Genomic DNA, 15,434 nt, shown 5'->3' with positions numbered 1-15,434 from the left:
AACACCAGAAATATGAAGTCTTTTCAACTACTGAAAGTATTATTGTTTGTAACCATGTTGGCTATGTCCAATACCTCTTGGGGTCAAGCAAGTCGCACTCCATATACAATATTGCCTCAGCCAATTGAAGTTAATTCCTTCCCTTATATTGAAGAGGGCTTTGACTCTGATGCCATTGCCAGTGGTACACCCACAGGTATGCAAGGTTCATGCTCTGAAATTTCCTGTTGTGCTGGGGTATGGTATAAGATAACTATAGATAAACAGGGGTCTTTGTTTGCTACGTTTGACAATTATCAACCTTTAGCTACGAGTTTGATTTTATATAAAGCAGAGAGCCAAAATATCACCGAAACTTCAGAATTAACCTATGTAAGTTCTCCAATGAATTTTTGTGGATATAAATCCGCTGTTGCTGGAGATATGGGTTACAATTGGGGTGAAAAGTATTTTACTGACGCTCATAAGGAAGCATTAGGTAATGATTATAGTCTAGACTGGAATAGTACTTATTATCCTGGTTCAGCACCTTTTCACATACCCACTGATATTAATAGTTACCCTGATGAGGGTTTTAGAGCAGATGTGGAACTTGAATCAGGCACCCATTATTTAGAGCCAGCTACTTATTGGATTTATGCATTCAATACAAATCAGCAAACGACTATCAATGGGCCAGACCGGTTAGGAGGGTTTACATTAGTGATAGATTTTGTGGAGTACGATCCCTGCCCAGATGGTTTCACTTGTAATCAGGTAACCGAAACCATATGTAGCTCAGAGAGCTTCACCACGCAAAATGGACAGGTGATTACAGAAACATCTTCTGTTCAAGAGACCATTGGTACGATCATCACTACTTATAATATCACTGTAGATGGATCTATTAACTGTTGCCCTGATGGTTATACCTGTAATGTCGTAGATGTTATAGAGTGCTCAAGTCCTACGTACACCACACCTTTCGGAAATACTATTTCTGAAACAGGCTCAATCTTAGATGAAGATGTGAATGCCCAAACTAGAACAGTTTATAATGTCACTTTCGACCGTACTGAGGTTAACTCCGATATTTATCAGGATGGCCTTATTGCAGAAACTGGCTTAGTAACCTACCAGGCCAATACCAATGCCACAGGAGTACTTTCTTTCAATAAAGCACAAGACTTCTGGGTAAACCTCAATGCTTTGCAAGATGATTTGAATGGCACTAACCGCTCAGTATTTATGTGGGTAAAGTCTGAAGCCGATGTGGTTTCTGATGATCAAATCTTATTTGCCATTAATACAGGTTCAGGAGGTAATGTAGCCCTATTAAAAATAGACAATGATGGTGAAAATCTCGAATTATTCGATGGTAGCGATAACCAGTCGGCCTCCTTTGATATGGGTGATGAGCAATGGCATTATGTAGGTTATACTTATGATGCAGCCACTACTGAGACAGTGATTTATGTCGATGGAATTGAAAACGACAGATTCAACGACAATCAATCTACAGCCAATGACAGTCAGTACTCACTCGGTCAAGAGTTTGACAATGCCAATGATTCTGACCACATGAACGGAGATATGGCGGAGATTTCCGTTTGGGCTGAGGTGTTAACCGGTGCCGAAATCAGAGAAGCCATGCGGTCTAAAATTAACGATGGCCACCCTAAATATGCCAATCTGGTAGGTTATTACTCGGTATTTGGAGATTGCAATGATGCAACTGATGTATTGAAAGACCATTCGGGTAAAGGTAATGATGGAGTAATGGTGAATAACTTCACCGTTGACTTTAAAAATGTTCAGTCCATTCCTGGCTTCAACGCTATCGACTGGTACGAAAATATCTCATGGAAAAAAGACGGTTCCGAAGTTTCAACCGCACCAGCTTATACATTTGATGTAGCCACAGGAAGTTATGAATTCATTGCAACCAGAAACTTTATTCAAAGCTCAGATTCATGGACGCTGACTACTAGCACCAATGCGACAACAGTAGACCAAATTGCTGACGAGACACTCTGTTCAGATGATCCTATTACCAGAACGGTGAGTGCCAGTGCTGTTAATTACCTGGATTTTGAAGAATCCGATAATAACTATATCGATGTATCAGGAGTGGTCAATGACTTGGTAGGAACTAGCAGATCCATCTTCATGTGGGTTAACAAAGAATCGAATGTAGCCAGCGGAGATAATGATATTCTGTTCTCCATTCATGCAGACAATGGGACTGAGTCTGTTACTAACTTTTACATAAGAGACAATGAGAAACTGGCCATTTATGATGGTGCCGATGCTGTCGATGGCGGTAGCGCCTTGGCCAATGACACTTGGTATTTTGTTGGATATACTTATGATGCGGCTTCGTTCGAAACAAAGGTGTATCTCAATGGTGCAGTGATTGAGACTTTTACGGAAGAAATGCCAGTTGCCTCCGGAAACACTGCGTATCTGGGAATGGAGCTTGATGATAATGGGCCTTCAGATTATTTCGATGGAAAAATGACCGAAATCACCATATGGAATGAGTCGCTCACTGAAGAACAGGTTGCTGCTTTGATGGCTACGGCCCCAGCTCACAATGCTGCTAACCTTGTGAGTTATTACGGTACATTCAAGACTATTGCTGACAACCGCTTACTAGACCTAACTGCCAACGGGAATGATGGTTTAGTTTCTCATAATTCGATTATTGTTACCACAGAAGAAGCGGAACTAACAGATTACAATGCTACTGCCAACTATATTTTCTCATGGAAAAAGGAAGGAACAGAGTTTGATACCGATGCTGTTGGAAACATTACCATTGATGAAGGAACCACAAATTATAGTGTAACCTACGGAACACCGCTTTTCCAAAAGACCGATGAATTTAACTTAAGTTATACCAACCTTATACCTACTGAACCTACTGATAAGACGGCTGGGGCCTTAGGTAGTGTGATTTTTGAGGTGGATGAGATTGCAGGGGCAACCTACAGATGGTTTAAAAAAGAACCCGTTGAAGAGTTGGTGACTGAAGAAACTGGATTCCCCGAAAATCCAGGCTTATTAGAGGATATAAAAGTTGATGGTGCAAATTTATATGTAGCTACTAGAAAAGGGTTAGCCATTTCTGATGACGATGGATTCTCATGGTCAATCATTACGGAATCATCTGGAATTCCTAACAGTAATATTGGTGAAATTGAAGTTGATGGGGATAAATATTATTTGGTAACACAGAATGGAGGACTCTCCATCTCAATAGATGCTGGGCAAACATGGACAACAACCGTGCCTCGTGAAAATGGTTTCCCCGCTTCACTTAACCCCAAAGAAGTAAAAAAGGTAGGTGAAACTCTCTATGTCGCCACCGAAAGCGGATTGGCAATCTCCTCTGATGATGGTCAGACTTGGTCTGTTGTGGATCGAGAGAAAACCGGATTTTCTGTTTCTGGAAGTCTTACAGATGTTTTTATTGCTGGAAACAGCATTTATCTTACTTCTGAATGGAGAAGTGGAGTTGGGCCCGGAGGTATTTCGATTTCAGAAGACGGAGGCTCCACTTGGACTACGACAGCACCAGGAGAAAATGGTTTCCCTACTTCTGACGATCAACTGGCGGTAGCGGCATTGGGAGACAATATTTTTGTTGGCACCAAGACTTCAGGTTTGGCAATATCAAGTGATGGAGGACAAACTTGGGCTATCAAGACGATATTGAAGGAGGGATATCCAAATACGAATCGTGTAAATGTTTTATTCATTGAAGATAATAATATCTATGCAGGTACAGGTGATGGTTTATTTCAATCAACAGATTTTGGAAATACCTGGACAGTACTTTTAGGGTCAGATCCCATTTATGCCTTGTATGCAACAGATGAAGTAATCTACACAGGGAATAGCCAAGGTAAGCTTTTCAAATTAGATGTAGCCAGTGAATTAACTGATGAACCGGACAATACGGCTGCCAATCAAATCCAAGGGGCGAGCACACATCGTCTTACCATTAACAACCTAAGTCTAGATCAAAGCGGTTTAGAATATTTTGTAGAAGTAAGCAAGGACGGTTGTACCCAAACCTCTGATGATGCTACGCTAACCGTAGTAGAAGCACCAATAATCGAAGAATTGTCACCGGCAAGTGGATCAACAGATGTTGAAATAGATGAAAATTTAGAAATAGAATACAACGATCGTATAGAATTGGGAACCGGAACCATGAGGGTGTATGACTATGCGACAGATGAATTGATAAGAACTTTTAGTACGGAGGTAAGTGTTGGGGCTGGCGATCATGAACTGGGTTTGAATAGTAGGGGGGAGATACGTTCTATAGCAATGAATCTAGAATATAACACTCAATACTATGTTTTGGTGGACGAAGGAGTAGTGTTAGATGATGACGATAACCCAAGCTTGGCCATTACCGACAAAGATTTCTGGACATTCAAAACTGTCTGCGAACCTTTGGTGCTTACTCAGCCAGAAGATCAAACAGGTTTTATCGGACAAAGTGCTACTTTCTCGGTGCCAGAAGTGGAGGGGGCTACTTACCAATGGAGAAAAAATGGGGCAGAAGCTAGGACAATCAATTCAGACAATGGATTATCTATAAATATACCTTATCAGGTATTTAAGAGTGGTGACTTGTTGTATGTGGCATCAGAAAATGGTTTAGGAGTATCGTCTGATGGAGGAGAAACTTTCTCAATTAAGAATGTAGTCAATGGCTTTCCTATATCCAGTTTTACAGGCGTTGCTGAATCAAATAGCACCATTTATATAGCCACAAGCTCTGCTACTGCTTTTAATAGCGCGGTTAAATTAGAAACCCAAAGTCAGGTGTTGTCGACTAAAACCTTTCAAAGTGAACACAATGGGGTTGTGGTTTCGTCTGTTCGAGAACACAACGGAAACATCTACTTCGGTACCAATTACGGGCTATATGTCTCTACAGATCAAGGGGACAACTTTAGTAAAACATCTCAAGACGCTTCATTCAATGCGCAAAAAATAACTTCTTTAGAATTCTATAATGGTAGTATCTATTTAGGTACTCAGTCTGATGGTTTGGCTATTTCTACCGATAATGGCGCCACATTTGAAAGAAAAACGGTTGCTGATGGATTAGGGAGCAATGCCATTAATGATGTGTTCGCACTCAGTGGCAAACTGTATGTGGCCACAGAAAACGGGCTATCCATTTCATCAGATAATGGAGATTCCTTTGTCAATAAGTCAACAACTGATGGTTTAGAAAATGATCGGGTATTGACTGTTTATGGTTCCAGTGGAATGTTATATGTAGGCACAGCTGGAGGCCTCTCTATTTCAACAGATGGTGGAAATTCATTTTCAAACAGTAAGTCACCTACCGAGCTTGCGAGCAATGCGGTATATGGTGTAGATGAGTTTGAAGGCAATCTCTACTTCAGTGCATTTGACGGCTCAAATGGATTTATTTATGTTTTAGAGTCAGGTCTTTCCGATGGAACAGACTCGGCAGCTGACAACTATATAATTGGTTCAAACACCCATGAACTCACAATTAGCAATCTTACCGAAGATTTTGACCAGACGGAATACTTTGTGTCTGTAACCAAAGCCGAGTGTGAGGAAACTTCTGATTTGGTGACACTTTCCATTGTAGATGTCCCGATTATTACCCGCGTCACCCCCGTTAAAGGCTCTTCCGACCTAGAAAAGGATGTAAACATTACCCTAAGCTTTAATCGCGCAGTTACTTTGGGGGCCGGCAGCATTTCTGTTTTAAATTATGTTACGGATGAAGAAGTATTGGATATAAATGTAAATGATGCTTCGATAATCAATGGTAATACTGTGGTGTTACCAACTGCGAGTTTAAGCTTGTCTACAAAGTATTATCTCAAAATAGATGAAGGAGTGGTTTTGGATGGTAGTGAGGTTGCCAACCTTGCGGTTGACACTAAAGACACTTATAGCTTTACTACTAAAATTGATTTTTTTACTGCCGCTGCTGAAGATCAGGTGATCAGTTTGGGAGATGATGCTGGCTTGGAACTGAGCACTGGCGTTCAGGGTACTCTGCAATGGTATCAAATGAAGAGTGAAGATGAAACCTTGAATGTTGAGCAAGTAAACCTCAATGGTGCAAGTATTCAGGGTAATGATTTTGAAGATGGTAAATTCTATTACTTAGACGGTACCACAGAAAATCAAAACAGGCTCTTCATCTACGATCTTGAAAGCGAGAGTATTGAATCAACAACTATAGATTATGGTGGAAGGTCTTACCTCAATGCAGTAAAGGTCAAAGGTAAGCTAGTGATTGTTTATCGTACGGATGCCTCCAATTCTGGAGTCAACTATCTATACATATCAACGGACGGAGGGAAAACCTTCAAGGAAAAACAATACCCAGAAATTAATCAGTTTAGACCTAGCGACTTTGTTATCACTGATTCCGGCACATTCTACACGTTTGTAAGAATGCCAAGCGATTATATAAATCCCAATGCTTTTGGCTTATTTAAATCGGTAGATTTTGGAGGGACCTTTGAATTTATAGACCTGACCGATGTTGCAGATGGTCAAAGTTTTTCTAGTTTCACTTCAGTAGCAGTTAGCCAAAATGAAGAGCAGGTTTTTGTAGTTAACGCTTCGGCCATTTACTCATTGAATAGTGGTCAGGATTTCACAAGGAACTCAACCAAGTTTCAATCTGCTGATTTTATTGGCAATGAGCTTTATGTCACCTTGGCACCAAGAGTGGCCTATCATGTACCCGATCCTACCAATCTGTTGGCCAGAACAAAGATTATTTCTTCAACTAAAACAGTCTATGAACCATTGTTGGTAGGAGACCAATTAATGTTTCCATATAACCAATCAAATTTTGGACTGATTAGAGAAGACCTGACAACCAAGACCGAATTCGTAAATAAATTAAGTCTGGAAAGCACCTTTGGCACAAAGGCCGTGGTTAATGAAGGAAAATCTGCCTATAAAAACTATTTATACCTCGTAGATAATAGCTCCAGAAGCTTAGTGAAGGTGAAGTTTGCAGATATTATTGAGGGTTCGACTACTGCCAACTTGAGTCTATCCGACATAGAAGAGAGTGGTCACTATTTTGCCATAATGGAATATTTGGGAACCTATGGTTATTCTAGCTTTAGCGATGTTTTAGTTGCACCAACGCTTGTGTCTGTTACCCCAACAGATGATGCAACGGATGTATCCATTAGCCCGGCTTTGAGCGCAGAATTCAATATTCCTGTACAAGAGGGCTCTGGTTCTATTTTAATTAAGAGGGTGGATAATGACCAATTGGCAGATTTAATCGGTGTTACATCTGATGTAAGCTTTGATGACAATATTATTAGCTTCCAGCTAGATTTGGAAGCGTTGGAGAACAACACGGAGTATTATGTTGAAATAGCCGAAGGGGTTATTGAAAGTTTGGAAGGGGTGGCCTTTGCTGGAATTACAGACAAAACCACCTGGAGTTTTACAACTGCAGCATCTGGTGCTCAACTGGCAATTGCCTCGCTTTCGCCAACAGATGATGCGGTTGACTTAAGTGCGGAAGATTTAAACACCACTATTCCTAACTTCAACAAATTTTGGATCACATTTAGTGAAGGTGCGAAATACGGCAATACATCTGCAGAGTATAGACTATACACCGCGGCAGACGACCAGCTTGTGGCGAGTCAAACGCTTATATCCACGTTAGCTGGCCCACCTATTGGAAATACCACGGCAGGCTTTGGTTTTTATAACTATACGCTTGAACCTGGAACATCTTATTATATTTTGATGGATGCAGGTATGTATAAATCAGTTGCCACAGACGAAGAGTTCTCTGGTATTTCGGACAAAACTGCATGGAATTTTACTACCAAAGCATTAGACGCTGAACCACTGGAAGTAACTTCAACTTTCCCTGGTGCCACAAGAGATGCATTATTAGATTTTCCTTATGTAAATCTAACTTTTGGAGAAACAACTGCAGCCGGTAGTGGTGCCATAACCATTTACCGAGCAGACGATAATAGTGTGTTTGAGACCATTGATGTCTCTGAATTCACATTTTCAAATGGTGGAACACCTAAGCGTGTGCAAGTGCCTCTTACCAATGGATGGGAAGTTGGTACGGCTTATTACATTCAGTATCCTGCTGGATTAATTACAAGTCTTGATGGAAGTAAGGAGATTGAGGAAATCAATGATAAAACCAGCTTCGCATTCAAAGCAGAGCGTTTCAACGAAAACATTATTACAAACTTCTTCCCAGCGACAGGAAGTACCACTTATGAGGCCGATTCCGAAGATGAATTGGTGATTTATACAAGTGTGAGTGTTGGCTTGGAAAGAGATCCATTGGGGTCGTTTAGAATATACAAGGCTGCCAATGACGAGCTGGTGAAGACCATAGAATATGATGGTGAGAATGATAGAGACCTAGACTATGGAGATGAAGACAATTTCATCAAGTTTGAGTTCGATGATGATGAATTGGAACCAGGCACAGAGTATTATGTATTGGTAAATGACGGTTTCATTATATCTTATGAAGAAGGGCTTTATCATGTAGGAATTTCCGATCCAACCACATGGAGGTTCACTACACTTGAAGAGCCAACTACTCCAACCTTGTTTAGCATCAACCCTGGCCCTAATGCTACTGATGTTCCAGTTTCGGCAAACATAGCATTGAACTATAGCGAAAACGTTCAGGCCAACCCTGATGCTGTAAATAATGTGGTGCTATATGATGCTGATAACAATGTGGTAGAGACTTTTGCTTCCAACACATTGAGCTATAGTGGGGTTAAAGTCACTATCAATCCAACCAATGATTTAGCGTACAGCACTACCTATTACGTGTTAGCAGAAGATGAAGCTTTTATCAGTAATAACGGAGTGAAGACTGAAGCGATTACTAATTCAGCTCTGATTCGCTTCACTACTGAAAGCCAGCCAAACACTGCTCCTGCAGCTTCAAATGTTGCCTTCACTGGCTCCTTGGAAGCCAATCAGCAACTGACCGGGAACTACGACTATTCAGATGTAGATACCGATGCAGAATCTGGTTCAACACTTCAGTGGTATGTGGCAGATGATGCTTCAGGTGCTAACAGAGCGGCCATTTCCGGAGCAACATCGAGCAACTTTACTTTGACTTCTTCTGAAGTAGGTAAGTTCATCACCTTTAGAGTGATTCCAAACGATGGATCAGATGAAGGATCACAGGCTTTTGCCACTTATGCAGGGCCAGTAGTGGCTGCTGTTATACCAACCATAGAAAGCACGGTGCCTGCCGATGGGACGGTTGATGTGGCCAAAGACGCAAACCTCAGTTTTGTTTTAAGCGAATCAGTTACCAAAGGAACGGGCAATATTACCTTGACCCCAGTTACAGGAAGTGCCACGGTAATCGATGTGACTTCAGCAGAAGTAACCGTTTCAGGCACCAATGTTTCCATCGACCCAAGCACGGATTTAATTGAAGGACAATTCTACACGATTACCTTCGATGCTGCTGCTTTTGTAGATGCCGATGGCAACAATTCGGCAGGACTCACCAGCCAAACCGTCTGGAACTTCACAGTAAAAGAAGCCAATGTAGCTCCTGTAGCGCAAGGGGTGAGTATCAAGAAATCTTTGGTTGTTGACGGGGTACTGGAAGGTTCGTACACGTATTCAGACGCAAATGACGATCCTGAATCGGGTACAGCCTTCCAATGGTACCGTGCCGATGACGCCAACGGAACGAATAGAGCTGCCATCTCTGGGGCTTCATCTCAAACCTATACGGTGGTCAACGATGATAACGGAAAATATGTAAGCTTTGAAGTGACTCCAAACGATGGTGTATTGACCGGAACTGCAAAACAAGGAGCATTCTTTGGCCCAATAGTAATTAACGATGGATTCACCAATATTGCTCCTGCCTTTACCTCCGATGCCGTCACCAGTGTGAAGGACAACGAGACGTATACTTACAGCATCACCTATGAAGACCTGAACAATGATGTACCAATACTATCCAAAGAAGTTGGGCCTATTTGGCTTACAGTAAACGGAATGGTTATTTCTGGCAATCCTTCTTCGGCAGATGTAGGAGATCATAAAATTATACTTGAGCTGGTAGATCAGTTCGATGATAAGGCCTATCAGGAGTTTACCTTAACCGTTGTGGCAAGCAACACGGCACCAATTGTTAATGGTCTGGAAATTACGGGAACTACTACAATCGATGACCAACTGACGGCTAGCTACAACTTTATAGATGCTGAATCAGATGCCGATAACTCGAGCTTCAAATGGTATAGATCTGATGATAATGTGGGAACTGGTAAAACAGAGATCAACGGAACTACATCTACAACTTATACATTGGTGGCGGCAGATGCTGGTAAATTCATCAGTTTTGAAGTAACTCCAAACGATGGTAAAGTGAATGGGACTTTAGCAGAAAGTGCTGCTTTCGGTCCGGTGATTAAGAAAACACCGAGCCTTTCACTTAGTGCCATTTCCAAAACCTATGGCGATGCCGACTTTGATTTATTGGCTACGACCAACTCTTCTGGTGCAATCACCTACACCCTCGATAATGACCAAACTGGAGCGGCTATCAATGGTTCTACTGTGACTTTGGGCAATGCGGGTGAGATTACCGTTAATGTAAGCCTTGCCGAAGATGCCGAGTATACAGCTCGTCAGGTACAAGGCACCATAACAGTGGCTAAAAAGGCCATAGCATTGAAAGCAACCGATGCCGAAAAGTTAGTTGACGATACCGATCCGACCTTAGAATTTACCGTAATCAGCGGTTCCATAGTAGGAGACGATGAAGTGGCGACCGTAAGCAGAGATGCTGGTGAAGCACCGGGTACCTATGCCATCAACTTGACAGATGGTGCCGATGCCGCCAACTATGAAATAACGACTGTTCCGGGACTATTCACTATTTCACAAAGAAGCCTGACCATAACAGCCCAGGCAGCAACCAAGACCTATGGCGATAATGACCCTGATTTTGCTTATTCAATTACCAGTGGTTCATTGAATACTGGTGATGAACTGAGCGGTGCAATTACCAGGGGTGCAGGCGAAGATGTAGGTAGCTATGCCTTGCAGAGTAGTCTGTTCAACCCCAACTACGACATAAGTTTTGAGAGTGCTGACCTGACCATTGAAAAGGCCGATTTGACTGCCACGGCAGACGATCAAACCAAATACTTGGGAGAGGCCAACCCTGAGCTTACCATTAGCTATTCAGGCTTTGCGAACGGAGATACCAAGGCAGATATCACAGAACCGACCATAGCCACCACGGCAACCGAGTCGAGTCCAGTTGGAACGTATGATATCACCCTTTCCGGTGGTGCCGCAGCTAACTATAACCTCAACTTAGTTAATGGCCAACTGACTGTAGAGCAAAAACCATTCGTAATTACCGTTGATGCACAATATTCAATAGGTAGAGAGATTGAGGTGCTAGGTATAATTGAAGGGCTAACGTATGATTATACCGTAGACTGGGGAGACGGAAACATAGATACGAACCTGATGGAAGCAGCTAAGCATACTTATACTTCTGCGGGGCCATTTACTGTTAAAGTAACAGGAAACTACCCGGGGCTTCAATTGAAATACTTCAACATAAAGTCCATTGAACAGTGGGGTAGCCAAGAATGGGAGAGTCTTGAAAATGCCTTTCAAAATAGGGATTTGACAATCAACGCAACGGATGTGCCAGATTTAACGCAAGGACCTTCTATGGCTAGTATGTTTGCCTCTGCCAAAATAGGCTCACCAGACCTAACGGCTTGGGATGTTTCAATGGTTACGAACATGTCTGATATATTCAATGGCTCTGACTTTAACGGTGATGTCAGTACCTGGAATGTAAGCAATGTCATAGATATGAGTGGCGCATTTGGTGGCACACCATTTAATGGTGACATCAGCACTTGGAATGTGGGGAACGTCACTACCATGAGGAGCATGTTCATTCAGGCTACGGACTTCAATGGTGACCTATCAAACTGGGATGTAACCAACGTAACCAATATGGAATCCGTGTTTAACAATGCGGATGCCTTTAATGGTGACATTTCTTCTTGGGATGTAAGCAGTGTAACTGATATGACTGGTATGTTCTCCGAAGCAGACCTATTTAATCAGGATATTTCTTCATGGGATGTTTCGAATGTAGTAGATATGGCGGCTATGTTCTCAGGTACAAAAGCATTTAATCAGCCATTGGATGCCTGGGATGTTAGCAATGTTACTACTATGGAAATCATGTTCAGAAATGCAGATGCCTTTAATCAAGATTTGAATTCATGGGACGTGAGTAAAGTGGAGAAGTTTGACGAAATGTTCAAGCAGACGGCCCTCTTCAATGGTGATATAACAGGCTGGGATGTGTCCAGCGGACAGGATTTTGAAGAAATGTTCCAAGAATCAGAATCTTTCAATCAGCCTATTGGTAATTGGAACCTGGCTAGTGCCACACGAGTAAGAAGAATGTTTAGGGATGCTGAGGTATTTAATCAGCCTATTAACGACTGGCGCTTCCCTAACCTCGAGAGTTTAGAGCAGATGTTCTGGGGAGCTCTGGTATTCAACCAAGACCTGAACGACTGGGATGTCTCTAACATCACCAACATGGCTAGCACCTTTGAGGAGGCAGAATCTTTCAATGGAAATATTTCCAATTGGGATGTAAGCAATGTGGAAGACTTTGACGAGTTCATGAATGAAACACCTTTCAATCAAGATATCAGTGGATGGAATGTGAGTAATGCTAAGGACTTCGGCAGAATGTTCGAAGACTCACCTAATTTCAATCAAGACCTCAGCAATTGGAACATGAGCAAGGCAACCGATGTCGCTTATATGTTCGAAAACGCGACCAGCTTCGATCAGGATATCAGTAGCTGGCAGTTGACCAGTGTGACCAGTTTTGGTTCCATGCTCAAGAACTCAGGGCTCTCAGTTGAAAACTATGACGCATTCTTGATTTCGCTCTCTGAGCAAGAACTAATAACCGATGTTCAATTTGATGTCGAAGGCTTACAATACTGCGCAGGCACAGCCGCCCGACAATCATTGATTGATAATTTAAACTGGACTATCGAGAATGATACCCAAGGATGTTCAGCTACGGTAACCATTGCCGATGTATCGGCCAATGAAGATGATGGTGCCATCACGGTAACCTTAACTTCTGACACATTTGTAGTAGGCGGCTTCACAGTAGATGTAAGCACGACTGATGGAACTGCTGAAGCGGGAACAGACTACACAGCAGTGACTTCTCAGACCATCACCTTTGCAGGAACAGTTGGAGAGACGCAAACTTTTACGATCACTCCAACTGCTGATACCGATGTAGAAGTCAATGAGACCCTGACAGTAAGCATGGACAACCTGGTAACAGGCGCCAATAATACGGTGACGCTTACCGATGAGGCCACAATAACCATCCTAAACGATGATGTGCCAGTAGTCTCATTCAACACAACGGCCCAGAGTAATGCAGAATCAGTGACCAGCAGTAGCATTGTGGTGAACTTGGATCAGGCCGGTCTTTCTGCGGCAACTGTTGACTATACAGTAACCGGAACTGCCACAGGTGGAGGTGTTGATTACACGCTTGCTAATGGTACGCTCAGCTTTGCAACAGGAGAGCTAAGCAAAACGATAGGCCTGACAATTGTTGACGATGCCATGATTGAGGAAAATGAGACGGTAGTGATTACCCTATCCAACGCCTCTGGTGCTAGCTTGGGTACCAATACGGTGTACACTTATACCATTGTGAACAACGATGCACAGGTAACCATTGTAGATGTGAGCCAGTTTGAAGACGGAGAGTCTTTCTTAGTTACCGCTACACTTGAAGGGACTATTGAAGGCGGATTTACGGTTGATTTATCGACTGCCGATGGCACGGCTACGGTGGCTGATGGAGACTACACTGCTGTAAGTGGAACTACATTAACCTTTAATGGAACTGATGGTGAAGTTCAAAAGCTGGATATTGCTCCAGGTGTAGATAGTAAACTCGAAGCCGATGAGACCTTTATCGTTTCCTTGAGCAACCTGGTCGGAACCACAGCCAATGTAGTAATCACAGATCAGGCTGTATTGACAATCAAGAATGACGATGCCGCGGCTGTAACCCTTGCAGATGCCAGCGGAAATGAAGGAGGCGGAGCGATTACAATCACAGCCACTCTGGACAATGCGGTTCAGGGAGGATTTACGGTAGAAGTGAATACTGCTGATGGAACAGCAACACTAGCCGATAGCGACTACACAGCCGTTGCGGGTAAAACGCTGACCTTTGCCGGAACAGCCGGAGAAACACAAACCTTTACCGTAACTCCAACCAACGATCTGGTTATTGAGGCCAATGAAACACTGATCGTTTCAATGAGCAAGCTAAGCACTGCCTTGGGGGTTGATATCACGGATGGAGCCACGGTAACCATCGTTAACGATGACTTCAACAACGCTCCAACCGACATCGCTATAAGTGCTACTTCGATAGCCGAAAACAATGCGTTGGATGCAGCTATTGGAACACTGGCTACAACCGATGCTGATGCTGGTAACACCCACACTTATGCATTAGTAAGTGGGGCAGGAGATACCGACAATGCAAGCTTCACGGTGGATGGGTCAACCTTAAAGGCGAACAACACTTCGTTCAACTTTGAGGATAAAACCAGCTATTCGGTTCGTATTGAAACCAACGATGGAGAAGGTGGAACCTTTGCCAAGGCCTTTGAAATTACGGTAACCAATGTAAACGAAACACCATTTACGCTGAGCCTTACGAATGCCACCATTGAAGAAGCCGATGATGCTCAGGAAGTAGGACAGTTCATGTCGCTCGACCCAGACAATGGAGACGCCTTCATCTATAGCCTAGTGGCCGGTGATGGCGACACGGACAATGCGCAATTCGCCATCAGCGGAAACACATTAAGCAGTGCTGGAGCCATCGATTTTGAAGATGGAGCAACCCGAAGCATTCGCGTGCAGGTAGCTGATGCAGGAGGGCTTACTTTCGAGCAAACCTTCAGCATAACTATTGAAGATGTGGTGGCCGAACCGGTGAGGGAATACACTCAGAACCAACCAGGTGCCGATGTGAAAAACGTGTTCTCGCCAAACGGTGATGGAGTCAATGAAACCTGGGTAATTGAAGACTTGCTGGACAACCCGTTCAACCAAGTGAAAATCTTTGCACAGGGAGGAAAACTCATCTATAGTAAGGTGAACTACTCTAACGATTGGGCAGGAACATTCAAGGACAATCCGGTGCCAGATGGGACCTATTACTATGAGATTGTCATCTACGCAGATGCTCAGTCCACCACGCCAGCCAGAACTATTAAAGGCTTCTTGACCATCATTAGAAACCGATAAACATCAAAGTC

At 42.9% G+C, this 15,434-nt stretch carries 1 protein-coding gene; it reads left to right on the top strand.

The window, feature by feature from the left end:
* Positions 1–12: 12 nt before the first annotated feature.
* A complete protein-coding gene (locus AAC026_RS15735; RefSeq protein ID WP_339699973.1) occupies positions 13–15,423 on the top strand; it encodes a BspA family leucine-rich repeat surface protein in 15,411 nt (5,136 codons plus the stop codon).
* Positions 15,424–15,434: the final 11 nt, after the last annotated feature.

This window comes from uncultured Roseivirga sp. (genome assembly GCF_963973945.1).
Classification (GTDB): Bacteria; Bacteroidota; Bacteroidia; order Cytophagales; family Cyclobacteriaceae; genus Roseivirga.
The sequence above is the reverse complement of the archived record's forward strand: the minus strand, read 5'-3'. Positions and strand labels throughout refer to the sequence as shown.